Source organism: Microbacterium sp. NPDC076768 (assembly GCF_040687205.1).
GTDB lineage: Bacteria > Actinomycetota > Actinomycetes > Actinomycetales > Microbacteriaceae > Microbacterium.
The window spans coordinates 354,463-380,641 of record NZ_JBFBMU010000002.1; the positions used below are offsets into that span (position 1 = coordinate 354,463).

Annotated in this window: 23 protein-coding genes; 14 read left to right on the top strand and 9 right to left on the bottom strand. The window is 62.9% G+C overall.

The window, feature by feature from the left end; genetic code table 11:
* The first annotated feature begins 16 nt into the window (after positions 1-16).
* The gene (locus AB0O87_RS08060) at positions 17-1,501 is read left to right on the top strand and encodes a histidine kinase N-terminal domain-containing protein (protein ID WP_363513868.1); all 1,485 of its coding nucleotides are present in this window, start codon (positions 17-19) and stop codon (positions 1,499-1,501) included.
* Positions 1,502-1,562: 61 nt separating this feature from the next.
* Here the strand turns inward: AB0O87_RS08060 and AB0O87_RS08065 are convergent, their stop codons facing one another.
* Positions 1,563-1,811: a WhiB family transcriptional regulator gene (locus tag AB0O87_RS08065; protein ID WP_028503730.1), complete on the bottom strand. Its 249-nt coding sequence runs from the start codon at positions 1,809-1,811 to the stop codon at positions 1,563-1,565.
* Between the two features lie 155 nt (positions 1,812-1,966).
* Between AB0O87_RS08065 and AB0O87_RS08070 the strand changes: the two genes are divergently transcribed.
* A complete protein-coding gene (locus AB0O87_RS08070; RefSeq protein ID WP_363513871.1) occupies positions 1,967-2,446 on the top strand; it encodes a hypothetical protein in 480 nt (159 codons plus the stop codon).
* Positions 2,447-2,487: 41 nt separating this feature from the next.
* On the opposite strand, the gene bcp is transcribed toward AB0O87_RS08070, so the two are convergent.
* Genes bcp through aroA form a run of 3 tightly spaced genes read right to left on the bottom strand, consistent with a single transcriptional unit; the run spans position 2,488 to position 5,360 of the window.
* Positions 2,488-2,961: a thioredoxin-dependent thiol peroxidase gene (bcp, locus tag AB0O87_RS08075; RefSeq protein WP_363513874.1), complete on the bottom strand. Its 474-nt coding sequence runs from the start codon at positions 2,959-2,961 to the stop codon at positions 2,488-2,490.
* A gap of 9 nt (positions 2,962-2,970) precedes the next feature.
* Positions 2,971-4,038 carry a ribosome small subunit-dependent GTPase A gene (rsgA, locus tag AB0O87_RS08080; RefSeq protein ID WP_363513877.1) on the bottom strand — a complete coding sequence of 356 codons (1,068 nt, stop codon included), beginning with the start codon at positions 4,036-4,038 and terminating at the stop codon, positions 2,971-2,973.
* A 5-nt stretch (positions 4,039-4,043) separates the two neighbouring features.
* Positions 4,044-5,360: a 3-phosphoshikimate 1-carboxyvinyltransferase gene (gene aroA / locus AB0O87_RS08085; RefSeq protein ID WP_363513879.1), complete on the bottom strand. Its 1,317-nt coding sequence runs from the start codon at positions 5,358-5,360 to the stop codon at positions 4,044-4,046.
* A gap of 127 nt (positions 5,361-5,487) precedes the next feature.
* On the opposite strand from aroA, the gene AB0O87_RS08090 reads away from it, so the two are divergent.
* Genes AB0O87_RS08090 through AB0O87_RS08100 form a run of 3 tightly spaced genes read left to right on the top strand, consistent with a single transcriptional unit; the run spans position 5,488 to position 7,671 of the window.
* The gene (locus tag AB0O87_RS08090; protein ID WP_363516159.1) at positions 5,488-6,093 is read left to right on the top strand and encodes a sigma-70 family RNA polymerase sigma factor; all 606 of its coding nucleotides are present in this window, start codon (positions 5,488-5,490) and stop codon (positions 6,091-6,093) included.
* Positions 6,090-6,335 (top strand): zf-HC2 domain-containing protein, encoded by a 246-nt coding sequence (locus AB0O87_RS08095; RefSeq protein WP_363513882.1) that lies wholly within the window; start codon positions 6,090-6,092, stop codon positions 6,333-6,335. Before AB0O87_RS08090 ends, AB0O87_RS08095 begins: the two co-directional genes overlap by 4 nt.
* 31 nt (positions 6,336-6,366) lie before the next feature.
* Positions 6,367-7,671, top strand: a complete 1,305-nt coding sequence (locus tag AB0O87_RS08100) for a GNAT family N-acetyltransferase (protein ID WP_363513885.1) — start codon at positions 6,367-6,369, stop codon at positions 7,669-7,671.
* An 87-nt stretch (positions 7,672-7,758) separates the two neighbouring features.
* Here the strand turns inward: AB0O87_RS08100 and AB0O87_RS08105 are convergent, their stop codons facing one another.
* Positions 7,759-11,436: a multifunctional oxoglutarate decarboxylase/oxoglutarate dehydrogenase thiamine pyrophosphate-binding subunit/dihydrolipoyllysine-residue succinyltransferase subunit gene (locus tag AB0O87_RS08105; RefSeq protein ID WP_363513888.1), complete on the bottom strand. Its 3,678-nt coding sequence runs from the start codon at positions 11,434-11,436 to the stop codon at positions 7,759-7,761.
* A 159-nt stretch (positions 11,437-11,595) separates the two neighbouring features.
* On the opposite strand from AB0O87_RS08105, the gene AB0O87_RS08110 reads away from it, so the two are divergent.
* The 3 genes from AB0O87_RS08110 (at position 11,596) to AB0O87_RS08120 (ending at position 15,543) form a co-directional block, all read left to right on the top strand.
* Positions 11,596-13,050, top strand: coding sequence for a GuaB1 family IMP dehydrogenase-related protein (locus AB0O87_RS08110; RefSeq protein ID WP_363516162.1), 1,455 nt, complete (start codon positions 11,596-11,598; stop codon positions 13,048-13,050).
* A gap of 112 nt (positions 13,051-13,162) precedes the next feature.
* Positions 13,163-14,485 carry a hemolysin family protein gene (locus AB0O87_RS08115; RefSeq protein ID WP_363513891.1) on the top strand — a complete coding sequence of 441 codons (1,323 nt, stop codon included), beginning with the start codon at positions 13,163-13,165 and terminating at the stop codon, positions 14,483-14,485.
* On the top strand, positions 14,482-15,543 hold the full coding sequence (locus AB0O87_RS08120) for a hemolysin family protein (RefSeq protein WP_363513894.1): 1,062 nt from the start codon (positions 14,482-14,484) through the stop codon (positions 15,541-15,543). The genes AB0O87_RS08115 and AB0O87_RS08120 overlap by 4 nt, the downstream gene beginning before the upstream one ends.
* Before the next feature lie 64 nt (positions 15,544-15,607).
* Here the strand turns inward: AB0O87_RS08120 and AB0O87_RS08125 are convergent, their stop codons facing one another.
* Complete coding sequence (locus AB0O87_RS08125) at positions 15,608-16,675, bottom strand: NADH:flavin oxidoreductase/NADH oxidase (RefSeq protein ID WP_363513897.1); 1,068 nt, start codon at positions 16,673-16,675, stop codon at positions 15,608-15,610.
* Positions 16,676-16,731: 56 nt separating this feature from the next.
* On the opposite strand from AB0O87_RS08125, the gene AB0O87_RS08130 reads away from it, so the two are divergent.
* The 5 genes from AB0O87_RS08130 to AB0O87_RS08150 all read left to right on the top strand — a co-directional run bounded on the left by AB0O87_RS08130 (position 16,732) and on the right by AB0O87_RS08150 (position 21,169).
* The gene (locus AB0O87_RS08130) at positions 16,732-17,562 is read left to right on the top strand and encodes an NAD(P)H-hydrate dehydratase (RefSeq protein WP_363513900.1); all 831 of its coding nucleotides are present in this window, start codon (positions 16,732-16,734) and stop codon (positions 17,560-17,562) included.
* Between the two features lie 98 nt (positions 17,563-17,660).
* Positions 17,661-18,794 carry a hypothetical protein gene (locus tag AB0O87_RS08135; protein WP_363513902.1) on the top strand — a complete coding sequence of 378 codons (1,134 nt, stop codon included), beginning with the start codon at positions 17,661-17,663 and terminating at the stop codon, positions 18,792-18,794.
* A gap of 4 nt (positions 18,795-18,798) precedes the next feature.
* Positions 18,799-19,131 (top strand): thiamine-binding protein, encoded by a 333-nt coding sequence (locus tag AB0O87_RS08140; protein ID WP_363513905.1) that lies wholly within the window; start codon positions 18,799-18,801, stop codon positions 19,129-19,131.
* Between the two features lie 193 nt (positions 19,132-19,324).
* A complete protein-coding gene (locus AB0O87_RS08145) occupies positions 19,325-20,554 on the top strand; it encodes an MFS transporter (RefSeq protein WP_363513907.1) in 1,230 nt (409 codons plus the stop codon).
* 9 nt (positions 20,555-20,563) lie between these two features.
* Positions 20,564-21,169, top strand: coding sequence for an NUDIX hydrolase (locus tag AB0O87_RS08150; protein WP_363513910.1), 606 nt, complete (start codon positions 20,564-20,566; stop codon positions 21,167-21,169).
* A 4-nt stretch (positions 21,170-21,173) separates the two neighbouring features.
* Here AB0O87_RS08150 and AB0O87_RS08155 read toward each other — a convergent pair whose 3' ends face one another.
* The 3 genes from AB0O87_RS08155 to AB0O87_RS08165 all read right to left on the bottom strand — a co-directional run bounded on the left by AB0O87_RS08155 (position 21,174) and on the right by AB0O87_RS08165 (position 24,842).
* The gene (locus AB0O87_RS08155; protein WP_363513913.1) at positions 21,174-22,379 is read right to left on the bottom strand and encodes a homoserine O-acetyltransferase; all 1,206 of its coding nucleotides are present in this window, start codon (positions 22,377-22,379) and stop codon (positions 21,174-21,176) included.
* Between the two features lie 97 nt (positions 22,380-22,476).
* On the bottom strand, positions 22,477-23,799 hold the full coding sequence (locus AB0O87_RS08160) for a bifunctional o-acetylhomoserine/o-acetylserine sulfhydrylase (RefSeq protein WP_363513916.1): 1,323 nt from the start codon (positions 23,797-23,799) through the stop codon (positions 22,477-22,479).
* Between the two features lie 134 nt (positions 23,800-23,933).
* A complete protein-coding gene (locus AB0O87_RS08165) occupies positions 23,934-24,842 on the bottom strand; it encodes a LysR substrate-binding domain-containing protein (protein WP_363513919.1) in 909 nt (302 codons plus the stop codon).
* A 147-nt stretch (positions 24,843-24,989) separates the two neighbouring features.
* Between AB0O87_RS08165 and AB0O87_RS08170 the strand changes: the two genes are divergently transcribed.
* Positions 24,990-26,159 (top strand): tyramine oxidase subunit B, encoded by a 1,170-nt coding sequence (locus AB0O87_RS08170; RefSeq protein ID WP_363513922.1) that lies wholly within the window; start codon positions 24,990-24,992, stop codon positions 26,157-26,159.
* Positions 26,160-26,179 lie beyond the last annotated feature (20 nt).

A 26,179-nucleotide genomic window follows, 5' to 3' on the forward strand; every position in this document is an offset into this window, starting at 1 on the left:
ACCGTAGGCTTGTCGGGTGTCAACCCTCAGCGATATCGCCCATGCCCAGGGACGTCTCAACGACAGCGAAGTCGAGTGGCTCCATCGGTTAGCCGGCGACGGCCAGCTTCTTGCCGACCTCGCGTCCGCAGACATCGTGATCTGGATTCAGACCGAAGATGACTCCTTCATCGCCGTTGCGCACGCGCGTCCCAGCGGTGCGGCGACGCTCTTCTATCGCGACATCGTGGGAGAGCGAGTACGTCCGCAGTGGCGCACCCAGGTGCACGGAGCTTTCGAGTCAGCGGAGATCGTCGATTCTTCGTCGCCCGACTGGTTCGAAGAGACTCCGACGCGGGTACGTGCCGTGCCGATAGTGCGCGAGCGTGGTGGGGCCGAATCTGCGGCCACTGTCATCGGCGTTGTCACTCGGCACACCAACCTGGGGGAGGTGCGCACACCTTCGAGGCAGCAGATCACCTTCGATGAGTGTGCAAGCGACCTGTTCCGGATGATCGCTGACGGCAGCTTTCCCGATCTCGCCGCTCCGACCTCGCCGCGACGCGGTGCACCACGTGCGTCCGACGGGCTCATTCGCATCGATGTCGATGGCATCAGCACTTTCGCGAGCCCCAATGCGTTGTCGGCCTTCAACCGGATGGGCTTCGCAGACGAGCTTGAGGGGGAGTCTCTCGCTGAGGTGACAAGCCGGCTTGTGCCCCCGTCTAGGCAGGTAGATGAGTCGTTGCCTGTCGTTGTCACGGGGCGCGCACCATGGCGCACTGACATCGAGGCGCGGGGTGTGACGGTATCCCTGCGCGCGATTCCGCTCAAAGATCATGGAACCCGCATTGGCGCTATCGTGCTCTGCCGCGACGTTTCCGAGCTCCGCCACCAGGAGCAGGAGCTGATCACCAAAGATGCGACGATCCGCGAGATTCACCATCGTGTGAAGAACAACTTGCAGACGGTGGCTTCGCTACTGAGGATCCAGGCACGGCGCACGCACTCAGATGAAGCTCGCGACGCGCTGACGCAGGCGATGCGTCGTGTGGATGCAATCGCGGTCGTGCACGACACTTTGGCTCAGGGGCTGGCGCAAAAGGTCGACTTCGACGAGGTGTTCCACCGGGTTCTCAAACTGGTGGCCGAGGTTGCCTCGGCGCCAAACACTCGAGCGCAGACGCAGTCTTCTGGACGCTTCGGAGTGCTTCCCAGCGAGTACGCGACGCCACTTGCGCTTGCCCTGACGGAGGTTGTGACGAACGCCGTGGAGCACGGGCTCGCTGGACGGGAAGGCGTTGTCACGATCGACGCGGCCAGAACAGAAGAGAATCTTCGCGTGACTGTGCGCGACACCGGCTCCGGTCTCCCAGAAGGCCGAATCGGTCAGGGCCTCGGCACGCAGATCATCAGGACGCTGATCCAGGGCGAGCTCGGCGGAACCATCGAGTGGCATGGCACCGATGGTGAAGGCACCGAGGTCGTTATCGACATCCCGCTTCGCTGGCTAGAGCGCTAAGCGACAAGATCCGCACAGACGAAAGCGGCCTGAGACCGAGTCTCAGGCCGCTTTCGGAAGTTCAGGAAGCGCGGCGTGCGCGCGCAGCGCGACGCTTGAGCGCACGACGCTCGTCTTCGGAGAGACCACCCCAGACGCCGGAGTCCTGGCTGGACTCCAATGCGTACTGCAAGCAGATTTCCGTGACAGTGCAGGTCGCGCAGACGGTTTTCGCCTTTTCGATCTGATCGACTGCCGGGCCAGTGTTCCCTACGGGGAAGAACAGCTCAGGGTCGACAGTCAGGCAGGCGGCTTTGTCGCGCCAGTCCATGGGGGCTCCTCGGTGTGGATTTTCATGAGATGTCGCAGCGCGACCTCTCTAATTCGGGTGACGGTTCGGGTTCCGGTACCCTATTGAGATGCGGACGGATGACCGCGAATTGTGATGCGAGCGAAACTGCCCGCCCCACGCCGCTGTGGGAGCACATGACTTCATCTATTCTGTTACACGAAAACCGCGAAATCAAGGGTTTTCTCTCTCATCGATCTTCGGGAGACTCCGTGCGTGCACCTCGACTGGCCACAGCAGCGTCGGCGGTGCTCGCTTTTGAAGGCGTCGCGCTGCTGGTCTTCGCCGTTATTGAGCTGGTGGGGCTCGGGGCAGGCGATGCCGCATCCCTCCCCACAGCGCTCGCCCTCATCGTGCTGACGTTGATCGGCGCGGCGGCGCTGATCGCTTTTGCCTTCGGTGTGCGGGCGGGGCATTCCTGGGCGCGGTCGGGGGCAGTGGTGGTGCAGGTATTGGCGCTTGCGCTTGCCCTCGCGTCGCTGACCGTGCAGCCGGTGCTGTGGGAGTTTACGCTGGGCGTTGGTATTCCAAGCGCCCTGGGGTTCTTCCTGTTGATCCTGAGCGCGCGCCGCGAAGGTGGGCGTATCGACGCCGAGTCGTCACCGGAAGAGCGCTGAGCCGGAAGAGCGCTGAGCCGGAAGAGCGCTGAGCCGCCGGATTAGCTGTCGATGCCGAGCTGCTTGCGCAGTCGCGCGACGTGACCTGTGGCTTTGACGTTGTAGAGCGCGTGAGTCACGGAGCCGTTTTCATCGATAACGAACGTTGAGCGGATGACGCCCTCAACCACTTTGCCGTAGTTCATCTTTTCGCCCCATGCGCCGTACGCCGCGTGAACCGCATGGTCGGGGTCGCTGAGGAGCGGGAAAGTGATTCCATCGCGTTCGCGAAACTTCGAGAGCTTTGCAGGCTCATCACGCGAGACGCCGATGACCTGGTAGCCGGCGCCCTGGAGTGAAGCGATGCTGTCGCGGAAGTCGCAGGCCTGAGTTGTGCAACCAGGCGTCATCGCTGCCGGATAGAAATAGAGCACAGTCTTCTTGCCCCGAAGATCGGCAAGGCCGACAGTGTTGCCGTCCTGGTCGAGAAGAGAGAATTCGGGGGCTGCGGATCCGGGTTCCAGGCGCTGAGTCACGCCCTCAGCTTATCGGCCGGGCGGCTGTTCCGCTTTGTCGGCAAACGTCTGTAGGAGCCGCTGGAGTGAGTCCAGCCGAGCTTCGCCCGTTTCCCCCAGCTCGCCACGGTTCGCGGCCTCGATAAGCGCGCAATCCGGGGCGTCCGTGAGGTGGGTGCAGCCGCGGGGGCAGTTTTCTGCAACCTGCGCGAGCTCGGTGAAGGCGGAGAGAATGTTGTCGGGATTGATGTGTCCGAGGCCGAACGATCTCACCCCCGGGGTGTCGATCACCCAGCCGGTGCCTGTGGCGCCTTCGTATCGCAACGAGACCGTCGATGACGAGGTGTGGCGGCCGCGGCCGGTCACCTGGTTCACATGGCCCGTCGCGCGTCCGGCGCTAGGAACGAGGGCGTTCACCAGGGTCGATTTTCCGACGCCAGAGTGGCCAACGAACACCGTGGAGTGGCCGACCAATGCCGCACCAATAGCTTCAATGGGCATCTCTGCTTGCGCGCTCGTGAACACCGTCAAATCGAGGCCATCAAAGTGCGTGAGGAATTCGGTGGGATCGGCAATATCGGTCTTGGTGACCACCAGGAGCGGTCTGATACCCGCATCGAGTGCGGCGACCAGATAGCGGTCTACCAGGCGCGCTCTGGGCTCTGGGTCGGCGGCTGCGACAACGACCAGCATCTGATCGGCATTCGCGACGATGACCCGTTCTACCTGGTCGGTATCGTCGGCGCTGCGTCGCAACAGCGAGGTGCGGTCGACCATGCCGATGATGCGCGCGAGTGTTCCTTCGTCTCCCGAGGTGTCACCCACCACGCGGGCCTGATCGCCGGTGACGATGGGCATGCGCCGCAGCTCACGCGCCCTCGTCGTCGTAATCATGCGCTCATCCGGGGTGCCCTCATCGATGAGGACCGAGTAACGGCCTCGGTCGACGCCGAGCACGCGACCGACCTGCGCGTCTTCGTGCGCAGGGCGTCGTTTGGTGCGGGGGCGGTTCGCCTTCGGATTCGGTCGAGATTTGATGCTGCTTTCGTCGAAGTCCGCGAACGCGTCGTCGTCGTCGTCATCAGTAAGCCAGCTCATCGCGGTCAGCCCTGCAACATCCGCTCCCAGAGCATGGTGAACTCTGGGAGAGTTTTGGCGGTGGTGCCGATGTCGTCGACTTCGACACCAGGAACTCGCAGACCAATGAGCGCGCCCGTCGTAGCCATGCGGTGGTCGTGATGCGCTGCCCAGCCGCCGCCATGCAACGTACGGGGGATGATGCGGAGACCGTCTGGAAGCTCTTCTGCTTCGCCGCCGAGCGCGCGAAGGTTACCGATCAGCGCGGCGATCCGGTCGGTTTCGTGGAGGCGGATGTGTCCGATTCCACGGATCGTGGTGGGGGAGTCGGCGAAAGCTGCAAGCCCGACCAGGGTCGGGGTGAGCTCGCTCGCGGCAGAGAGGTCAAGGTCCAGGCCGCGGATGTGCGCACCGGCACGCACGGTGAGTGCTCCGCCGTGGCGACTGACGTGCGCGCCCATGGCATGCAAGATGTCGGGGAGCAATGCGCCGGGTTGAGTGGAGTGTGCGGGCCAACCGGTCACCGAAACTGCGCCACCCGTGATGAGGGCGGCAGCGAGGAAAGGCGCTGCGTTGGAGAGGTCGGGTTCGATTGCGATCTCTTTCGCGCGAGGCACTCCTGCCTCCACAAGCCACTCGCCGACCGCTGGACGCTCGATCCGGATGCCACGGCGGCTCAACGCTTCGATCGTCATGTCGATGTGCGGCAGGCTTGGCAGATGCTCGCCCGTGTGCACGAGGTGCAAACCCACATCGAATCGAGGCGCAGCGAGCAGGAGACCGGAGACGAACTGGCTCGATGCGGAGGCATCGATCTCGACGCGTCCGCCGCGGATATGCCCGTGGCCGCGAATCGTAAAAGGAAGCGACCAGGTGCCCTCGTCATCGATATCGACGCCCAAATCCCGAAGCGCACTAATCAGCCCGCCCATCGGACGGTGCAGAGCAGTCTCATGCGCCGTGAGGTGCACGTCGTGCTCGGCGAGTCCCGCGAGTGGCGCGATGAACCGCATGACGGTGCCTGCTTGGCCACAATCAATCGTGGTGCCGCCCTGGAGCTTCGCGGGAGTGACGACGAGGTCTGGACCGAACTCGTGACCCGCCTCCACCTCTTCGATGCCGACTCCGAGCGCACGCAGCGCATCGACCATGCGAGCCGAGTCATCGGAGTGCAATGGCGCAATAAGGCGCCCTGGTCCGTCGGCAATAGCGGCGATCATCAGCTCGCGATTGGTCAAGGATTTTGAGCCGGGGATCGTGAGCTCCGCATGTACGGGCTCGTCGGTCGACGGCGCAGGGTAGGCGCCCTGCACACGGGAAGGGGAATACCTGTTGGCGCTCATCGGTTCTCACCTTAGTAAATGCGGGGAGCTTCGTTGTGAATGACAGGGCTTCCAACCCGAAGGAGACCAAATGACGGCCACGTTGGAACGTGAGGTCATTGACATCAGCGGCCTAGACTGGCCGGTGATGGATGACACCGTAGCTGCAGACACCGTGAGCGACCCTCGGCGCGAGTTCGAGGAGCAGGCGATCCCTTTTATGGATCAGCTCTATGCCGCCGCAATGCGCATGACGCGCAACCCCGCCGACGCCGCAGATCTCGTGCAAGAGACGTTTGTGAAGGCGTATGGGTCGTGGGCGACATTCTCGCAGGGGACCAACCTCAAGGCGTGGCTGTACCGGATCCTCACCAACACCTACATCAACATCTATCGCAAGCGACAGCGAGAGCCGTTCCAAGGAACGATCGACGAGCTGGAGGACTGGCAGCTGGGTGGGGCGGAATCTACGACCGCGTCACACGGACGCTCGGCAGAGGCCGAAGCGATCGACCACATGCCGGCCTCTGCCGTTAAAGATGCGTTGCAGGCGGTGCCCGAAGACTTCAGGCTCGCTGTGTACTTCGCCGACGTCGAGGGCTTCGCGTACCAAGAAATCGCAGACATTATGAAGACGCCTATTGGCACCGTTATGAGTCGTCTGCACCGTGGCAGGCGAATGCTGCGGGAGCTGTTGGCAGACTATGCCGCCGAACGGGGTATCGAAGCGGCTGAAACAAGGAGCAAGAAATGAGCGATTGCGGCTGCGACAAAGCCCGTCGGGATCTAGAAGAGTACCTCCGCAACGAGGTATGCAAAACGGAGCACACGGATATCCGTGCGCACCTCGAAAACTGCCCCTCGTGCCGTGATGAGGCGTTGGTTGCGACCACCCTCACCGATGTGATCGCACGCGCGTGTAAAGAAACCGCGCCGGAAGAACTCCGCGATCAGGTACTTGCGCGTTTGCGCGCTGTGCAGGCGACACAACACTAAGGTCGTCACTGGTCCTCGCTAGTGTGGAGGGATGACCTTCATCGATGCGCGCGACGTTCCCGCCGACAACAATTCGACTGAACGACTGGCTACCACAGGTCTCGACTACCGTGTCGTTGATCTCAGCGATGATACGAGTGCGTTCTCGTTCCACCGAGCTGTGGACAGAGGTTTCCTCGATCCAGAGCCGAGCGACGCGATGCTCGCCCATATGCGCAGACGGTTCGAAGAACGCCGCAACATCGGAGTTTTCGAGCAGGATGCGTCGAAGGGCGCATTGCCCATGGCCACCATCAACAGCTGGGTAGCTCGCCTGACGGTTCCCGGCGGTAGCGAGATGGCGATGTGGGCTATCAGTGCGGTCACCGTCGCTGCGACCCACCGTCGCCGAGGCATCGCGAGAGCGTTGCTCGAAGGGGAATTGCGCGCCGCGGCTTCTGCGGGTGTGCCTATCGCTGGTTTGACGGCCACAGAAGCGACAATCTACGGCCGCTATGGCTTCGGTCCCGCTATTCCGGTGGCGCGTTTCACGGTAGACACTCGGCGTGCGGGGTGGGGCGGCCCTACCGTCCCCGGACGCCTCGAGCTCGTTGACCGTGAGGAGCTCGCTGTCGATCTCGGCGCAGTGCACGACCGCGCACGCAGAGATGTTTCCGGCCGCATTCCCGGGTGGGAAGGCCGGTGGGATGAGTTCGCAGGTCTTGCACCGACCCCGGATCGCGATCAGGTCAGGGGAGTGCGCTATCGCGATGACGAGGGCGTGCTCCGCGGTGCGATGGCTTACACCGTGGCAGAGGTCGACGGGAGCCTGCGCTTCCGGATGACCATCCGACTGCTGGTTGCCGAGACAGCTGAGGCACGCGCCGCGCTTTTGCGCTTCGCGCTGAAGCACGATCTCGTTGACGAAGTGGTGTCTGACCTCCGACCGCTGGACGACCCGCTGCCGTGGCTGGTGCGCGATACGCGCGGTGTGAAGCAGGAAGCGCATGATCATGGCTGGCTGCGTATTCTCGATCTTCCTGCCGCGTTGGAAGCGCGGAGCTACTCCGCAGCCCTCGACACCGTAATCCGGGTGGAGGACTCGCTGGGCTTTGCGGCTGGGGACTGGCACGTGCTGATCGATGACGCGGGTGTAGCGAAAGTGCAGCGGGCAGCGGAAGGCATCGACGTCGACATCACACTCGATGTCGCCACGCTTTCTGCCCTGTACGCCGGGGGTGTCAGAGCACAGTCGCTGCACGGAGCGGGACGCATCGCGGCTGAGGACTCGGCAGTCGAGGCGCTGGACCGAGCGCTCGTCGCCTTCCCGCTCCCATCACTCGACATCTTCTTCTGACCTGTTCTGATCTGATCTGGTCTGCTTCAGCTGCAGATAGAGAAAGGGCGCCGCGACTCAGTCGCGGCGCCCTTTCTCGTATCAGAACTAGTCGAGAGTGACGGCGGCGTGGATCAACGCAGCCTGCTCGGCTGCGTGCACCTTCGAAGACCCGGTTGCCGGCGACGCAGATGCCGTGCGGGCAACGGGACGGAAGGACCGATCGCCGGGAACATCGGCGAAGTCGAGCGCCAGGAACGGCCAAGCGCCCTGGTTCTCTGGCTCTTCCTGTACCCACACCAACTCCGCGTTCGGGTAGGAGTCGGTGACGGCCTTGAGGTCATCGATCGGCGTCGGGTACAGCTGTTCCAGACGCACGAGGGCGACCTCGGGGTTCGGGTTCTTCTCGAGCTCAGTGCGCAGATCCCAGTGCACCTTGCCGGAGTGCACGAGTACGCGCTTTACGGCAGAGCGGTCAAGATCGCGGTGATCGTCGATCACCTGTTCGAAGCGGCCCTGTGTGAAGGCCTCGACAGGGCTCGTGGCGCCCCGCAACCGCAGCATTGCCTTCGGAGTGAAGACGATCAGCGGCTTGCGCGGACGTGCATACGCCTGGCGACGCAGCAGGTGGAAGTACGACGCAGGCGTCGACGGTCGCGCCACAATCATGTTGTCCTGCGCGCAGAGCTGCAGGAATCGTTCGATCCGCGCGGAAGAGTGATCCGGCCCCTGGCCTTCGTAGCCGTGGGGGAGAAGGAGGGTCACGCTGGACTGCTGCCCCCACTTCTGCTCTGCCGCAGAGATGTACTCATCGATGACTGACTGAGCGCCGTTGACGAAATCGCCGAACTGCGCTTCCCAGAGGACCAGTGCTTCTGGCGCCTCGACCGAGTAGCCGTACTCGAAGCCGAGCGCTGCGTACTCGCTGAGGAGCGAGTCGTACACAAAGAAGCGTCCCTGGGCGTCAGACAGGTTCGACAGCGGCAGCCATTCTTGACCGTTGGCGCGGTCGTGCAGAGTTGCATGGCGCTGCACGAACGTGCCGCGGCGTGCGTCCTGACCTGCCAGGCGCACTGCCGTGCCTTCTACGAGCAGCGAGCCGAATGCGAGCAATTCACCGAAGCCCCAGTCGATGCTTCCGTTGCGGCTCATGTCGAGTCGCTTCTCCAGAAGCTGCTGGATCTTCGGGTGCACTGTGAAGCCCTCAGGCTTGTTCACGAACGCATCGCCGATCAGCTGAATGACCTCGTTCGGCACACCAGTGACTTCGGGGGCACCCACCTGGTCTTCGACGGGAGCAGGCTCTGTCGTGATGGGCGTCGCACCCGTCTCGGCCGCATGGGTCTCGGCGAAAGCGATCTCCAGGCGGTTCTGGAAGTCGGCCTTAGCCTCGTTGTACTCCTGCTCGGTGATGTCACCACGACCCACCAACGACTCGGTGTACAGGCGACGCACCGAGCGCTTGGCCTGGATGAGGTCGGTCATCAGCGGCTGCGTCATCGAGGGGTCATCGCCCTCGTTGTGTCCGCGTCGGCGGTAGCAGACGAGGTCGATCACCACGTCGCGGTGGAAGCGCTCACGGTATTCGAAAGCGAGCTGTGCGACGTGGATGACGGCCTCTGGGTCGTCTCCATTCACGTGCAGCACTGGCGCCTGGATGGTCTTAGCGACGTCCGTGGCGTAAATCGAGGTGCGAGCATCGTTCGGAGTGGTCGTGAACCCAACCTGGTTGTTGACGACCACGTGAATCGTGCCGCCGGTGCGGTAGCCGCGAAGCTGCGACATCTGCAACGTCTCGACAACAACGCCCTGACCAGCGAAAGCAGCGTCGCCGTGGACAAGAATCGGCAACCAGGCGAAGGTTCCGATCGGCTTGCGGTCCTGCTTGGCGCGAACGATGCCTTCCAGCACTCCGTCGACCGTCTCGAGGTGGGAGGGGTTCGCGGCGAGGTGCACAGGGAGTTCTGACTTATCGTCGGCGACGAAGGTGCCCTCTGTTCCCAGGTGGTACTTCACATCGCCGGAGCCGCGCTGGTTGCCGGGCATCTGCGTGCCCTCGAACTCGCGGAAGACCTGACCGTAGGTCTTTCCAGCGATGTTGGTGAGCACGTTCAGGCGACCGCGGTGGGCCATACCGATAGCGGCACCCTCGAGGCCAGCCGTAGCAGCACCCTGCAGAATCTCGTCAAGCAGCGGAATCAGAGATTCGCCGCCCTCCAGGGAGAAACGCTTCTGGCCGACGAACTTCGTCTGCAGGAACGTCTCGAAAGCCTCTGCCTCGTTCAGCTTGCGCAGCACGCGCAACTGCTCGTCGTGGCCGGGCTTTTGGTACTTGACTTCAACCTTCTCCTGGAACCAGCGGCGCTGTTCCGGATCTTGGATGTGCATGTACTCGATGCCGAGCGTGCGGCAGTAGGAGTCGCGGAGGACGCCCAGGATGTCGCGGAGCTTGGCGACACGTCGCCCGCCGAACCCGCCGGTAACAAATTCACGATCCAGGTCCCAGAAGGTGAGGCCGTGGCTCTCGATCTCAAGGTCGGGGTGCGAACGCTGCACATACTCGAGCGGGTCAATGTCAGCCATCAGGTGGCCGCGGACACGGAACGAGTTGATTAGCTCCTGCACACGGGACTGCTTGTCGACGCGCTCTGCGAGGTCGACGGCGATGTCAGGGTTCCAACGAATCGGTGCGTACGGGATGCGCAGCGCAGCGAAGATGTCGTCGTAGAAGCCGCGCTGGCCAATCAGCAGCTCGTGCACCTTCTTGAGGAACTCGCCAGAGCCTGCGCCCTGAATGACGCGGTGATCGTACGTGCTGGTGAGCGTGATCGTCTTGCCGATCGCGAGCTCGTTGAGCGTCCGACCGCTCGCACCTTGGAACTCCGCCGGGTACTCCAGAGCGCCGGCGCCGATGATGCAGCCCTGCCCCTTCATCAGACGCGGTACGGAGTGCACCGTGCCGATGCCGCCAGGGTTGGTGAGCGACACAGTCGTTCCCTGGAAGTCAGCGGCGGTCAACTTGTTGCCGCGAGCGCGGGTCACCAGGTCTTCGTAGGCGCTGAGGTACTCGGTGAAAGTCATCGTGTCGGCGCGCTTGATGCTGGGCACCATAAGAGCGCGTGTGCCGTCTGGCTTGGGAAGATCGATCGCGATGCCCAGGTTTACGTGCGCTGGTGCGACGACAGAAGGCTTTCCCTCAACCTCGGCGTAGAACACGTTCTGGCTGCGGAACTCGTCGAGTGTGCGGATGAGCGCCCAGCCGATGAGGTGCGTGAAGCTGATTTTGCCGCCACGGGTACGTGCCATGTGGTTGTTGATGACGATGCGGTTATCGATCATCAGCTTCGCCGGCACCGTGCGCACGCTGGTCGCGGTCGGGACGGTGAGGGACTCGTCCATGTTGGCCGCGAGAGTCTTGGGCAGGCCCCGCAATGGCGTGACCTTGTCTTCTTGCTCTGGCTCGGATGCTTCCTTCGGCTCGGCCTTGGGAGCCGGCTTCGGGGCCTGCGCCGGAATAGGCGCCGAAGCGGCAGGCTTCGCGGTGGTGCGCGCTACCGGCTGCGATCCGATCACGGGGATCGGGGCAGTCACGGGGTGCGCCGACTGGTCTACCGCCGGAGCGGGAGCCATCGATCCGCCCTCCGAGTGGTACTTCTCCAGGATTGGCCACCATTCCTTATCGACGGAATCGCGGTCTACCTTGAACTGCTGGTAGAGCTCTTCGACGAGCCAAGAATTGGCTCCGAACCCTCCGTCGTCACCGACGCCGGTCACCTGGTTCGTCACGCTCGATCGCCCTCTTTCATCGCTGAAGCTCTCTGGTACGGACTCGACGCAGGATGCGTTTTGGCCCGCACACTCTCGACCATCAAGCCTAACGGGTTTCGCTATGGAATCGTCGAAGTTGAGGACCCCGCGCCGTCTGGATCTGAGTACCGTGGAGACATGAAGTTCTCCGGAGCGCAGCCGACCGTTGATTTGACCTACTCGGATGTCTTCCTGGTGCCTCGTCGATCCGGGATCACCAGCCGCTTGCAAGTCGACCTCGCTCCGCACGACGGCACGCCTGCCACGTTGCCTCTCGTCGCTGCGAACATGAATTCTGTGACCGGGCCTCGCATCGCGGCAGTGCTCGCGAGGCGCGGTGCACTCGGTGTTCTGCCCCAAGACTTGCCCCTCCAAGGCCTCGATGCTGCGATTCGCGAGGTCAAAGCGCAACCCGTCTTGTGGGATACCCCGCTTGTTCTTCCGCCTGAAGCCACTGTCGCCGACGCGCTTCGCCTGCTGCCGCCCACCGCGGGGCACGGGATTGTTGTCGCCAAGGGTGGCGCACCGATTGATGTGAGCAACATCTTGGGTGTTCTCGCTGCTCCGGTACTCGCGACCGCGTTGCCCGATGCGCAGCTCGGCGATCTGATCCACCGCAGCACCCCTTCTATCGATGCAGAAGACATTGGTTCAGGGCGGCACGCCTTCGATGTGATTACCGACGCAGAGGTGGAGATGGTGACGGTCTCCCACCACGGACACCTCGTGGGAACGCTCAGTGCTCGCAGCGCCCTGCGGTCGACCCTCTACCCACCGGCAGTTGACGGAAATGGCCGCTTGGCGGTGGCGGCGGCGATCGGAATCAACGGCGATGTGGCCGCAAAGGCGAAAGCACTCGCGGCAGCGGGCGTCGACGTCTTGGTCGTCGACACCGCGCATGGTCATCAGGAGAGCATGTTGGATGCGCTGCGCGCTGTTGCCGAGTTGAACCTCGGGCTACCGATCGTCGCGGGCAACATCGTCACCCCCGATGGGGTGGCTGACTTGGTTGATGCGGGAGCGTCGATCCTCAAAGTCGGCGTCGGCCCAGGAGCAATGTGCACCACCAGGATGATGACTGCGGTCGGACGGCCGCAGTTTTCTGCCGTGCTGGAAACCGCGCAGGCCGCGCGCGAGCTGGGCGCCCACGTGTGGGCAGACGGCGGAGTGCGCTACCCGAGGGATGTCGCGCTCGCGCTCGCTGCAGGGGCAGCAAGCGTGATGGTCGGGTCGTGGTTCGCCGGAACCATCGAGGCGCCAGGGGAACTGCAGCGAGACGCGGACGGTCGACTTTTCAAAGAGTCGTGGGGGATGGCCTCCACGAAGGCTGTGCAGGCTCGTTTCGGTCGGTTGGATGCGTACGAGCGTGCTCGCAAAGAGCTTTTTGCCGAGGGAATCTCCTCGTCAAAGATCTATCTTGATCCGCTTCGCCCCGGGGTGGAAGACCTCTTAGACATGATCACCTCTGGTGTGCGTTCGTCGTTCACCTATGCTGGCGCGGCCTCTGTCGCGGAGTTCCACGACCGCGCGCTGGTGGGTCTGCAGTCGGCTGCCGGGTATGAGGAAGGAAAAGCTCTTCCCGTGAGCTGGTGACAGGGAGCGAGCACCCAGCCGTTTTCGATACAATCGACGGCATAATGGACGACCCTCCCAGTTGCAGAATATTGCCCCACTACCCGGCCCTCTCATCGGCGAGGAACTGCTGATGGACTACATCATGTTGGGCGTGGGGCTTCTGCTCATCGTCGGCACCGGTCTTTTTGTCGCTAGTGAGTTCGCGCTTGTCAATCTCGACCGTGCTGACCTCGAAGCCAGGCAAGAACGTGGCGAGTCCCGGCTTTCACTCACCATCAGTGCGCTGAGACACACTTCGACGCACCTTTCTTCCGCACAGCTCGGCATCACGCTGACCACGCTGCTTACCGGATACACGATGGAGCCGGCGATCTCGAATCTCCTGCGGCCGACTTTTGTCGCCTGGGGGCTGCCTGAGCCGACCGTCGCCCCGATTGCGACAATCATCGCGATGCTGACAGCCACTGTTCTCTCGATGATTATCGGGGAGCTCGTCCCGAAAAACTTCGCGCTCGCGCTTCCGCTGGCGACAGCGAAACTCGTCGTCCCCTTCCAGATCGCGTTCACTACGGTGTTCAAGCCCGTCGTGGTGCTGCTGAACGGCACCGCCAACCGTGTGCTTCGCGGCATCGGTATCGAACCGAAAGAAGAGCTCTCCGGCGCGCGTAGTGCAGAGGAGCTTTCGTCGCTCGTGCGTCGTTCTGCAAGCGCGGGCATGCTGGAAGCCGACACCGCCACTCTGTTGGATCGCACCCTGATGTTCTCCCGGCTCACAGCAGATGATGTGATGACGGCACGCCCGAGTATGCACGCGATCGCGGCAGGTGATTCTGCTGACGAGGTGATCCAGCTCGCTCGACGCACCGGGCATAGTCGGTTCCCTGTCTACGGCGATGACCTGGACGACATCATCGGTGTGGTCCATTTGAAGGCAGCAATATCGGTGCCGCGCGATCGCCGCACGGAGGTCCCGGCTGCCGCTTTGGCGACGGAGCCGTTGCGCGTGCCAGAGACAGTGCACGTGGATGGGCTGATCGCTGAGCTGCGCGCTCGGGGGTATCAACTTGCCGTGGTGGTCGACGAATACGGCGGTACGGCGGGGCTTGTAACCCTAGAAGACCTGATCGAAGAGCTCGTTGGAGAGGTTGCAGACGAGCACGATCGCACCAGAGCAGGCGTGATCCGCAACCGTGAAGGGATCACCTTCCCCGGAGAGCTTCGCCCGGATGAGGTACGCCGCCGAGCAGGCGTTGAGGTGCCAGAGGGTGATGTGTACGACACGGTGGGCGGATTCGTGATGAGTGTGCTGGAGCGGGTCCCATCGGTGGGCGACGAGGTAGCGCTAGACGGTGGCGCACTCCAAGTTGTCCGGATGGATGGACGACGGGTGGATCGGGTGCGCTATGTACCTAGTCCGCTCGAAGACGAGCACGAAGTGGAGGCCACCCGATGAGCGATTGGGGAGGACTCGCCTGGCTTGTTGTGCTGTTGATAGCAAACGCGTTCTTCGTCGGCGCGGAGTTTGCGGTCATTTCCGCCAGAAGATCGCAGATAGAGCCGCGCGCCGACCAGGGATCCAGGGCAGCGAAGACCGCGCTCTACGCGATGGAGCACGCCACATTGATGCTGGCGACATCTCAGCTCGGCATCACAATTTGTTCGCTGCTCATTCTGAATGTGTCCGAGCCAGCGATTCACCATCTGCTCGCCGTGCCGATGCACGCACTCGGCTGGTCAGACGGCGCGGTCGACGTGGTCGCATTCACTGTCGCGCTGCTGATCGTGACGTTCTTGCACGTGGTATTTGGCGAGATGGTGCCGAAGAACCTCGCGTTCTCTGTGCCTGATCGTGCCGTGCTGATCTTGGCGCCACCGCTTGTGTGGGTGTCGAAGATCTTCATGCCGGTGATTTGGGTGCTCAACGCGGCGGCCAATGGCGTGTTGCGGCTGTTCAGAGTCGAGCCGAAGAACGAAGCAGCCTCTACCTTCACGCTCGATGAAGTTGCAACGATCGTGAACCAGTCCCGTCGTGAAGGCTTGCTCATGGACACCGCAGGGACGGTTGCTGCTGCCGTGGAGTTCACGGACAAGAAAGCACGCGACGTTGCCGTTCCGTTGAGTGATCTGGTGACCTTGCCGCAGTCAACGACTCCGGATGACATCGAGAAGGCCGTCGCGCGGTATGGGTTCTCCCGCTACGTGATTGTCGACGACAGTGCGGTACCGATCGGTTATGTGCATCTGAAAGACATTCTCCGTGCATCGGAAGGTGCGGATGCGGAGGTCAAGATGATTCAACCGATTCCGGCCAAACGCATCCATCACATGGTGCCGGTGCAGGAAGATACCGACTTGGAAGATGCGCTCGCCGTGATGCGCCGCGCGGGTCGTCACCTGGCGAAGGTGCGCGATCTGCAGGGCAACACCACAGCCGTGCTGTTCTTGGAAGACATTCTGGAAGAGCTGGTCGGAGAGGTGCAAGACGCCACTCGCCGCTTCCGCGGACGCTGAGTTCTGCTACAGAAAAAGGCCGCCGACCCGTAATGGGGTCGGCGGCCTTTTCTCTAGGCGGCGGTTAGCGCCAGCGAGCACGTTCATACTGCGGAGGCCACGCGATCTCGGCATTTAGCTCATGGGCGGCGCGGAGTGCGAAGTGCGGATCGCGCAACCACTCCCGTCCGGCGAAGATCGCGTCGGCCGAACCATCCACGAGCACCTGCTCTGCCTGAGCGGCTGCGGTGATGAGTCCGACAGCAGATACCGGGATGCGACCGCTCTGGCGCACTGTTTCGGCGAGCGCGACCTGGTAACCGGGGAACACATCAATTTGCTGATGTGCGACCAGCCCGCCGCTGGAGACATCGACCAGATCTGCACCGTGCTCGGTTGCCCATGCGCCCACGATGGCAGCTTCTTCCGGTGTGAAGCCGCCTTCGGCATGGTCGGTGGCCGAGATGCGGACAAAGAGCGGCACGTCGGGGCCCGCAGCCGAGCGCACCGCGTCGATGACGCGGAGCAACAGCCGTGCGCGGTTCTCCAATGATCCGCCGTACTCGTCGTCGCGTTCGTTGGAGAGCGGGGAGAGGAACTCGTGCAACAGGTAGCCGTGGGCTCCGTGAACCTCGATCACATCGAAGCCAGCTTCGATTGCACGCCGTGTCGCCGCGGCGAACGCCTCAACGAGATGGTCGATACCCTCGGTATCCAGAGCGACAGGTGCGTCAAAACCGTCGAAAGCGATGGCGGAGGGGGCGGCCGTCGTCCACCCACCTTCGGTGGCGGGCACAGAGCCTCGCTTCTCTGCCCATGGCCACCAGGTCGACGCCTTTCGCCCGGCATGGGCGAGTTGGATCCCCGCGTGCGCTCCTCGCTCGTGGATCGCCCTGACGATGGGTGTCAGCGCATCGCGCTGCGCATCGTTCCACAGCCCGACATCCCGCGGGGAGATTCGCCCCTCAGGCACGACAGCAGTGGCCTCGGCGATGATGAGCCCCGCCCCGCCAGAAGCGAACTGCGTCAGGTGGGTGTGATGCCACTCCTGCACGACACCATCGATAGCGCTGTAGGTGCACATGGGGGAGACCCAGAGGCGATTGCGGAAAGTAGTGGAACGGATACTGAGGGGAGAGAAAAGAAGACTCACAGTTCGACGCTACCTCCGCAGCAGTGCATCGCGGGTCATCGCACTAACGTGGAGTCATGGTCGAGGTGCGCGAGTGGTCACAGGCTGATGCTGCACGGTTGTTCCGTGCACCGTCATCCCACGACGATAAATACACTCGTGGCGTGGTCGCGATGCGCACGGGCTCTGCCGCGTATCCGGGCGCTGCGGTGCTCGGGGTCGAGGCGGCGTGGCGCGCTGGTGCGGGATTCGTGCGCTATGTCGGTGCCGAGCGCGCGGGGGATGCCGTGCTGGCACGCCGTCCTGAGACGGTCGTAGGAGCAGATGTCGGTCGCACGAGGGCGGATGCCTGGGTGATCGGTTCGGGGACAGATCCTGCAGATCGTAGCGATGACGAGAGGCGCGCGCTGCGAGAAGTTCTTTCTGGTGCCGCGCCCGTTGTCGTCGATGCAGGGGCCATCGATCTTGCGAGTGACGCAAGTGCACCCGTGATCATCACCCCGCACGAACGCGAATTCGCTCGACTCCACGAGCACCTTCAGCTAGAGCCTCGCGACGAGAGAGTCGACGCAGCGCGACAGGTCGCGCAACAGATCAACGGGACCGTCTTGCTCAAAGGAGCGCGGACTTTGATCGCGGCACCAGACGGCACTGTCATTGCGGTCGATGCGGGCACCGGATGGCTGTCTACCGCAGGGACGGGCGATGTGCTCGCCGGGGCGATTGGTGCGGTGCTGGCTGCAAACCCTGAGGCTCCGATCGCCGAGGCAACGGCCGCTGGCGTCTGGCTGCACGGGCATGCGGCGCGTATCGCTGCGGGAGTGCAGCACGGCGGTCACGGACATCCGATTGTGGCGATGGATGTGGCGGTCGCGCTTCCGGCTGCAATCGCGGATCTTCTGTCGTGAGAGGCGCTTCCCGGCGCAGGCTTATCCTGCTGTGGGGCGTCTTTCTGGGTGTCCATCTTCTGACTGCCTGGCTGGGGTGGGTTTACCCGAGCCAGCCCATGGGCGATGTCGTGCTTGTCTATGAGCCCTGGGCATCGGAGGCGCTCGGTGGGGGAGCGATCGTCGGAGTTACCGAGACCTGGGTGTATCCGCAGCTCGCCCTGATGCCGATGCTCTTTGCCAGCGCGCTCGCCGCCCCCCTAGCGCCCATTTTGGGGGTATCGGGCGCCTACCTTGTGGGCTGGGCGCTGTTGGTCACCCTCTTCGACGCGATTGCCTTTGGTGTGCTCGTCGGTCGCTCACCATCGCGTGCACGACGCACTGCCGCATGGTTCTGGTCTGTAGCGCTGCTGCTTCTGGGGCCGATCGCGCTCTACCGCATCGATGCGATCACCGTGCCACTGGCGGTGATCGGTGGCCTCTGGCTTGTCTCCCGCCCTGCTATCGCCTCCGCTCTGCTGACGATGGGCGCCTGGATCAAGATCTGGCCGGGAGCGCTGGTACTCGCCGCGCTCATCGCGGCGCGCGCTCGTATTCGTGTGCTGATCGCTGCGGGGCTTGTCAGCGCTGGCGTGATTGCGGCACTGGTGCTTCTGGGAGGCGATGCAGAGATCTTCGGCTTCCTCACCGAACAGACAGGGCGCGGCCTGCAGATTGAAGCAGTGGCTGCGACTCCATTCCTCTGGCTTGCCGCCGCCGGGGCCGCTGGTATCGAATACAGCTACGAGATTTTGACCTTCCAGATCGTGGCACCCGGGGTGGAGGCGATCGCCGTGGTGCTCACCCCGATCATGGTGGTCGCGGTGCTCGGTGTCGCGGCGCTCGGTGCTGTGAAATCGATGAGGGGTGCGGCTTTTGCGCGGCTTTTCCCTCCGCTCGCGTTGTCGCTCGTGACGTTGCTCATCGTGACGAACAAGGTCGGCTCACCACAGTTCCAGACGTGGTTGATTGCCCCGCTCGTGCTGTGGATCGTGCTTGATCGCACGAGGGCACGCGTTCCCGCAGTGCTCGTGCTCCTGCTCTGCGTGCTCACCTTCCTTGTGTACCCGCTCGGTTACGACGCTCTTCTGCGTGCGGAAGTTCTCCCGATTGCGGTTCTCACCGTGCGCAATATCCTGCTTATCGTCTTGCTCGTCCTCGGCATTCGAGCTGTTGTTCGTGTGCCCACCCGTCGTCCCTCAACCCAGGAGTGAACCCATGCTGATTGCCTTCTCTGTCGCCCCCAGCGGAACCCCCGCCGAGGGAGTGAACCGTTCCGATGACTCTGTGCACGATGCGGTGGCCGCAGCCGTGCGCGTCGTGCGCGAATCAGGGTTGTCGCACCGCACGACAAGCATGTTCACCGAGATCGAAGGCCCGGATTGGGACACGGTCATGGATGTGGTCAAGCGGGCGACCGAGGCGGTCATGCCCTTCGGGTCCCGGGTTTCCCTGGTACTGAAGGCAGACATTCGTCCTGGATACTCCGGCGAGCTCGATGCGAAGATCGAACGACTCGAAGCGGCGATCGAAGACTCCGCCGACCGCTAATCCGGCCTCTGCACACCGTCGGTCGCCGCTGCTCTACCGCCGAGGCCGCGCATAGCTCAGGAAAACTGTGCTGCGGCGGCCCCCGGCGGCCGCCCGGCTGCAGAATTTTTTGTACACCGGCCCAAAATTCCTGAGTTGTGAACGGGGCATCGGGAGGGCGAAGGAGCGAGCCAGCGCCCGGTAGGCTGGTCTAGTGAATCCCTCGACTGAATCGAGGGGTGCGGCGAAGTGGGCGCTCCTCTCTCTCGCCATTGGTAGCTTCGGAATCGGCATGACCGAGTTCGTGGTGATGGGGCTGTTGCCGAACATCGCTGCAGACCTGTTGCCTTCGCTCTGGGCTACCAGCCAAGAAGAAGCGCTCGGCAAGGCCGGTTGGCTCATTTCGATGTACGCACTCGGCGTGGTGGTCGGTGCGCCGACGATCGCCGGCTTCGTGGCGCGCTTCCCGCGTCATCGCGTAATGATCGGGCTCGCCATCGCCTTGACGGTGTTCAACGCGCTCACCGTGTTCCTGCCGACTTTCGAGCTCATCGCCGCCTCGCGGTTCCTTGCGGGGCTTCCCCACGGTGCCTACTTCGGGATTGGGGCACTTGTCGCCGCCGACGTGATGGGCCCCGGCAACCGCGCCAAGGGCGTGGCCTTCATCCTCACCGGGCTGACGATTGCCAACGTCGTGGGGGTGCCGCTGGGTACGTTCCTCGGCCAGCAGTGGGGCTGGCGGGCAGCGTTTGCCGTCGTTGCTCTGGTGTTTGCACTCGCCACCGTCTTCATCGCGATTTTCGTCCCAGAGCACCCGGGGGATCCTGGCCGCACCATGCGGGCTGAGCTTCGTGTGTTCCGCATCTCTCAGGTGTGGTTCACGCTCGGGGTGGGGGCCATCGGATTCGGCGGATTCTTCGCTGTCTATAGCTACGTCGCGCCTCTCGTGACCGAGGTTGCCGGCTCACCAGAGTGGGCAGTGCCGCTGGTGCTCGTGCTGATGGGACTCGGCATGACGGTGGGAAACCTGGTTGGCGGTCACCTCGCCGACATCGATCTCCGCCGCACACTGCTCTTCGGGCTGGGGGCGATGGCCCTGTCGTTCGTGCTGCTCGCCCTTTTCTCGTTCTGGATCGTTACTCTGAGCGTGCTGATTTTCGTCGTCGGCTTCGTCTCGGCGGTGCTCAGCCCATCGATCCAGACGCGCCTGATGGATGTCGCCGGCGATAACCAATCGATTGCCGCGGCACTCAACCACTCGGCGCTCAACGTCGGAAATGCGCTCGGCGCCTTCCTCGGAGGCATGGTCATCGCCTTCGGGTGGGGATTCACCGCCCCGGCATGGGCGGCAGCGGGACTAGCAATCTCCGGTCTGCTGATCGCGCTACTGGCGTATCGTGTGGACGCAGGCAGGAGCGCAGCGCGGGAGCTCGTCTCGTCATAGAGTGGCGGAATGAGTACGCCGCCGTTGCCTGTCGCTGGCACCGCCGTGCTTCTCCGCCCCGCGACCCCCGGCTTCGAGGTGTTGCTGATGCGTCGTCCCGACCGGGGGTCTTTCGCCAGCGCCTGGGTTTTTCCCGGAGGCAAAGTCGAACCGGCTGATCGTCGCGAAGGTGGTGGTGACCTCGAAGATGCGCGACGTGCTGCGGTCAGGGAGACTTTCGAAGAAGTCGGCCTCGTGATCGATGATCTCGTAGCCCTGTCTGAGTGGCAGCCGCCTCCAGAGGCACCCACACGTATCCGTACCTGGTTCTTTCTCGCCACAGCACCCGCAGACGACCTCGCGCTCGCCGCAGATGAGGTTTCGGAGGTTGCATGGGTAAGCCCGGCTGAGGCATTGGCGCGGCATGCCGCAGGGGAGTGGACGCTGTATCCACCGACCTGGCTGACCCTGCATCAGCTTGCTGGCTTCACCGACGTGGCCTCTGCGCTGGCGTCGAGCGGTACAGCGGAGTTGTTTCACACGAGGATCGACGAGGCAGAGACAGGGCGAGCTTTCGTCTGGGAGCAGGGCCGCCTTGAAGCAGAGTCATTGCCGTGGCGGTTCATCGCCACCTGACTGCTCAGCTTTGCAGTAGGCGGCGCAGATTCGAGCCGACGGCTTCGGTTTCGATGAGGAAACCGTCGTGTCCGAAGTCGCTGTTGACGACGACCGCCTCGCCACCGATTACCTGAGGAATGCTGCGTGCAATGCGCTGCTGTCCGTCGACGGGGAACAGTCGGTCGCTGTCGATCCCGAGCACGAGCGTAGTTGCGGTCACGCGTTGCAGTGCCTCTTCGACTCCGCCGCGTCCGCGCCCCACGTCGTGGGAGTTCATTGCTTCTACCAGCGTGATGTAGCTGTTGGCGTCGAAGCGGCGGGTGAACTTGTTGCCGTGGAAGTCGAGATACGACTCGACAGCGAAGCGTCCACCGTGACCGAGGGGCGACACGTTTGACTGCCAGGAGCGCTGGAAGCGTTTGTTGAGTTCAATCGGGCTGCGGTAGTTCAGTAGCGCCATTCGCCGTGCCAGCGCGAGGCCACGGTGGGGGCCATCTCCATCGCCGAGGTCGTAATACTCACCGCCCTGGAAACGCGGGTCCATCCTGATCGTTTCGAGCTGCACCGTGTTCAGTGCGATCTGATCTGCGGTGGTCACCGGAGGGGACGACAACACAGCGAGCCGTTGCACGCGCTCTGGGTGCGTGACAGCCCATTCCAGGGCGTGCATGCCGCCCATCGATCCGCCGATAACCGCGGCCCAACGGTCGATACCCAGTGCATCGGCCAGTTGTACCTGCGCGGCCACCTGGTCGCGAATTGTGAGGTACGGGAAGCGCGATGCCCACTCATAGCCGTTCGGGGCAACGCTTGCCGGCCCCGTGGAGCCCTGGCAACCGCCCAGCATGTTGGGAGCGATGACGAACCACTCGTCGGTGTCCAGCGGAGCACCTGGTCCGGTGATCTGCTCCCACCACCCGGCCGTTGCGTGGCCAGCACCCGCAGCGCCCCGAATGTGGCTGTCGCCCGTGAGTGCGTGTAGGACGAGAACGGCGTTGTCGCGGGCGGCGTTCAGCTCTCCCCACGACTCGTAGGCCAGCCGAATGCCGGGGAGCTGCGCTCCGCTCTCGGTGGTGAAAGCGCCAAACGCGGCGAAGTGGCGACCTCCAACCGGGTCCCCGTCTCGCCAGGCGCCGGTTACGGGCGGTCGCGCACGGAGTAGCCGAACATCGGCCTCCGTCACGGGGGCCGATGGCACCGTGTCTTCGGAGGTCGTCTGCCAGTCCATAACTCCATTGTCGCTTGCTCGGGGGCATGCCAGCGGCAGGTTACGACATGAAGATGCCCCGACCGATTGGCCGGGGCATCTTCATGTCTTCCGCGGTTCAGGCGCGGGCGGCCTCTGACACAGCGCGAGCGGCAGCAAGCGCCTGGTCGAGGTCTGCCTTGAGATCTTCTACGTTCTCGATTCCGACCGACAGCCGCACCAGTCCGGGTGTGACGCCAGCGGTGAGCTGCTGCTCTGGCGAGAGCTGCGCGTGGGTGGTCGATGCGGGGTGGATGACCAGCGAGCGCACGTCACCGATATTGGCAAGGTGGCTGAACAGCGAGAGGCTGTTGACGAACTCGCGGCCAGCTTCGACGCCGCCCTTGAGCTCGAACGACAACACGGCGCCGACACCCTTGGGTGCATATTCGTTCGCCTTGGCGTACCAGGGGGAAGAGGGGAGGCCGGAGTAGTTGACCGTGGCGACGTCGTCGCGGCTGTCGAGCCACTCCGCGATCTCCTGAGCGTTTTGTACGTGGCGTTCGATGCGCAGCGACAGAGTTTCGATGCCCTGGATGAGGTTCCAGGCACTCTGCGGTGCGATTGCAGAACCGAGGTCGCGCAGCAGCTGCACGCGGGCCTTGATGATGTACGCGAGAGGATCCCCCACGGCTGCGGTGTAGCTGGCGCCGTGGTACGACGGGTCTGGCTCGGTGAGGCCAGGGAACTTGTCGACGTTCTTCGACCATTCAAACGTGCCGCCGTCGACGATGGCGCCGCCGATGGTGGTGCCGTGGCCGCCGAGGAACTTCGTCACGGAGTGCACGACGATGTCGGCACCGTGCTCGAACGGACGGATCAGGTACGGAGTCGCGATGGTGTTATCGACGATGAGCGGCACGCCGCTGTCGTGTGCGATGTCGGCAATGACCCGAATATCAAGAACGTTGATCTGCGGGTTTCCGATTGTCTCCGCGAAGAACAGCTTCGTGTTGGGGCGCACGGCGCGGCGCCACTCTTCGGCGTCGTCCTGGTTCTCGACAAAAGTGACATCGATGCCGAGCTTCGCGAGCGTGTACTTGAAGAGGTTGTAGGTGCCGCCGTAGATCGAGCTGGAGGCGACGAAGTGGTCACCGGCCTGCGCGATGTTCAGGATTGCGAACGTCGAGGCAGCCTGGCCGCTAGCGAGAACGAGTGCACCGGTGCCACCTTCGAGAGCAGCGAGACGCTGTTCCAGAACATCCTGCGTGGGGTTCTGAATGCGGGTGTAGATGTTGCCGAATTCCGCGAGCGCGAAGAGGTTGGCAGCGTGGTCTGCGCTGTCAAACACATATGAGGTGGTCTGGTAGATCGGGGTGGCACGGGCCTTCGTCACCGGATCGGGCGCAGCGCCGGAGTGGATCTGCTTGGTTTCGAAGTGCCAGGACTCGGGTGCGGACATGTTGTTCCCCCTGGAACGGTCGATGTTCGGGTGGCGGATGCCGTACCAGCGACAGTACGGAATATCGGTAGTTGTCAACAACACGAGGGAAATGTGACGTAATACAGTGGCGCTTCGCCTGAGATCGCGGGGCGCTATCGCCCTTCGAGTCCGCGAGCTGCCTCGTGCAGATACCGGATAAATGTCTCGGTGAGTGGGCGCTTTGGCTGTGCAGGGTGCACCGCAAGCAGCTGAGTGGTGGGAGCGTTCGACAGCGGGACGGCAGTGATCGATGGGGGAAGGAGCTGTCGGACTGACTCGGGCAGGATGGTTGTCCCGAGACCAGCGGCCACGAAACCCAATGCCGTTTCTTGGTGCACAACCTCTTTAACAACCTGGATGGTGTCAGGGGCTGCACCGAGCACTTCTGTCACACGATCGACGTATCCGGGCATGAGCGATCGGGGGTAGCCGATCATGGGTACCTCGACGATTTCGCTTGTTGATACCTCGCTGTACCGAGCGAGCGGATGATCCACAGGAAGACACGCCACGAGGCGTTCCTCAAACACAACCTCAAAAACAAGAGCCACGTCTGAACTGGCTTTCCGGGGTATCTCATCGCGCACGATTCCGATATCGAGCGTTCCGGCGCCGAGCCTCTCGAGCTGTTCGCCGGAGGTGAGGGGGAGAAGCTCTAGCTCGATCTGGGGGCGATGGTTGCGGAACAGCTGGACGACGCCAGGGAGCACCGTATAGTTCGCCGAGCTCACGAACCCCGCGGCGAGCTTTCCGGACATACCGTCCGCGTACTGGCGCATCTCTTCGCGAACCGACTCGAGTTCTCTCAAGATCGCTTGTGCTCTCGTTTGCAAATGCTGACCAGCCGGCGTGAGCGTGACTCGCCGAGTGCTTCGCACGAACAGCGGCGTTCCGATCTCCTGCTCCAGTCGACTCACCTGCACGCTCAGCGGAGGCTGAGACATGTGCAAACGATCCGCCGCACGACCGAAATGAAGTTCTTCGGCGACAGCAAGGAAATACCGCAACTGTCGAACTTCCATACACGGACGATAGTGAGCAAATATTTCCAGAATGTTTCACGCATATTGCGAGTAATTCGCTATCAATAATCTGCTTAAAGAGTATTTGACCAGCGCGGACTATTTATGAATGCTTGCCCTAACACATACCGGCCTGGAGGACTATCCGTGAATGAATCCCCTGCACCCAAAGAAACCGCGTCCAGCACTCGGATCGACATGCTCTATCTGAGCGAACCAGACGTCATCGCTGCTGGGGTGAAAGACATGGACCGGTGCATCGCGGTGATGGAGGAGGTGCTTGTCCTCGTCGCTAAGGGTGACTACCGGATGGCTGGCAATTCAGCGAACTCGCACGGTGCGCAGATTAGCTTCCCCGCGTCTTCGCCGTTCCCGTCGATGCCTCTGGATGCCGCCGACCGCCGCTTCATGGCGATGCCAGCGTATCTCGGCGGTCGCTTCGACACTGCAGGCGTCAAGTGGTATGGCTCGAACATTGATAATCGCGATCATGGCCTTCCCCGATCCATCCACCTCATCGTGCTTAACGATAAAGTCACTGGCGCGCCGTTCGCGATTATGTCGGGCAACCTCGAAAGCGCCTACAGGACGGCCGCCGTCCCTGGTGCCGCCGCGAAGAAACTCGCCCCGGTCAATGCAAAATCTCTCGGAATCATCGGCCCCGGTGCGATGAACAAGAGCGCACTGCACGCGATGACGACGGCGCGTCCGACGCTCGATACCATCAAGATAAATGGCCGCCGTCGCTCCACAGCGGAGAGTTTTGCTACCTATGTGGCGAAGAACTACCCGCAGTTCACGACGATCGAGATCGCCGATACAATCGAGGCCGCTGTGCGCGACTCCGACATTGTTTCGGAGGCAGTGACAGGGCTCGTTGGTTCGGAAAACTACCCCTACATTGACGGTGAATGGATCAAGCCCGGCGCTTTTCTGAGCCTGCCTGCGAACTTGAAGATGGACAAGGATTACACGCTCTCGGGCAAAGCCCGACTTATCGCAGATGCGAAACCGATCTATCAGGCGTGGGCTGAGGAGTACCCGGCGCCGTCACATGAGACCGCCTTCGGGATGATTGGGCTGTACTGGCAAGACCTGATCGAGGCGGGCGATCTCGACGAGTCGCGAGTGGTCAACATCGGCGATGTCTTCGACGGTAGCGCCGCAGGACGAGAGTTCGATGATCAGCCTGTGCTCTTCAGTGTCGGCGGTATGGGCGTTGAAGACGTGGCGTGGGCGAAGACGGTCTACGACAGGGCAATCGAGCTGGGGATCGGTACGGCACTCAATCTGTGGGATGCGCCGAACCTGTCTTGAAGACGAAGGCGTAGATGAAT

What these genes read in the sequence shown, in the direction of transcription:
- AB0O87_RS08065 (WP_028503730.1), bottom strand. Translation starts at nt 1,811, where the DNA reads ATGGACTGGCGCGACAAAGCCGCCTGCCTGACTGTCGACCCTGAGCTG.
- AB0O87_RS08070 (WP_363513871.1), top strand. Translation starts at nt 1,967, where the DNA reads ATGACTTCATCTATTCTGTTACACGAAAACCGCGAAATCAAGGGTTTT.
- rsgA (WP_363513877.1), bottom strand. Translation starts at nt 4,038, where the DNA reads ATGAGCTGGCTTACTGATGACGACGACGACGACGCGTTCGCGGACTTC.
- aroA (WP_363513879.1), bottom strand. Translation starts at nt 5,360, where the DNA reads ATGAGCGCCAACAGGTATTCCCCTTCCCGTGTGCAGGGCGCCTACCCT.
- AB0O87_RS08090 (WP_363516159.1), top strand. Translation starts at nt 5,488, where the DNA reads ATGGATGACACCGTAGCTGCAGACACCGTGAGCGACCCTCGGCGCGAG.
- AB0O87_RS08095 (WP_363513882.1), top strand. Translation starts at nt 6,090, where the DNA reads ATGAGCGATTGCGGCTGCGACAAAGCCCGTCGGGATCTAGAAGAGTAC.
- AB0O87_RS08100 (WP_363513885.1), top strand. Translation starts at nt 6,367, where the DNA reads ATGACCTTCATCGATGCGCGCGACGTTCCCGCCGACAACAATTCGACT.
- AB0O87_RS08110 (WP_363516162.1), top strand. Translation starts at nt 11,596, where the DNA reads ATGAAGTTCTCCGGAGCGCAGCCGACCGTTGATTTGACCTACTCGGAT.
- AB0O87_RS08115 (WP_363513891.1), top strand. Translation starts at nt 13,163, where the DNA reads ATGGACTACATCATGTTGGGCGTGGGGCTTCTGCTCATCGTCGGCACC.
- AB0O87_RS08120 (WP_363513894.1), top strand. Translation starts at nt 14,482, where the DNA reads ATGAGCGATTGGGGAGGACTCGCCTGGCTTGTTGTGCTGTTGATAGCA.
- AB0O87_RS08130 (WP_363513900.1), top strand. Translation starts at nt 16,732, where the DNA reads ATGGTCGAGGTGCGCGAGTGGTCACAGGCTGATGCTGCACGGTTGTTC.
- AB0O87_RS08135 (WP_363513902.1), top strand. Translation starts at nt 17,661, where the DNA reads ATGGGCGATGTCGTGCTTGTCTATGAGCCCTGGGCATCGGAGGCGCTC.
- AB0O87_RS08140 (WP_363513905.1), top strand. Translation starts at nt 18,799, where the DNA reads ATGCTGATTGCCTTCTCTGTCGCCCCCAGCGGAACCCCCGCCGAGGGA.
- AB0O87_RS08150 (WP_363513910.1), top strand. Translation starts at nt 20,564, where the DNA reads ATGAGTACGCCGCCGTTGCCTGTCGCTGGCACCGCCGTGCTTCTCCGC.
- AB0O87_RS08155 (WP_363513913.1), bottom strand. Translation starts at nt 22,379, where the DNA reads ATGGACTGGCAGACGACCTCCGAAGACACGGTGCCATCGGCCCCCGTG.
- AB0O87_RS08160 (WP_363513916.1), bottom strand. Translation starts at nt 23,799, where the DNA reads ATGTCCGCACCCGAGTCCTGGCACTTCGAAACCAAGCAGATCCACTCC.
- AB0O87_RS08165 (WP_363513919.1), bottom strand. Translation starts at nt 24,842, where the DNA reads ATGGAAGTTCGACAGTTGCGGTATTTCCTTGCTGTCGCCGAAGAACTT.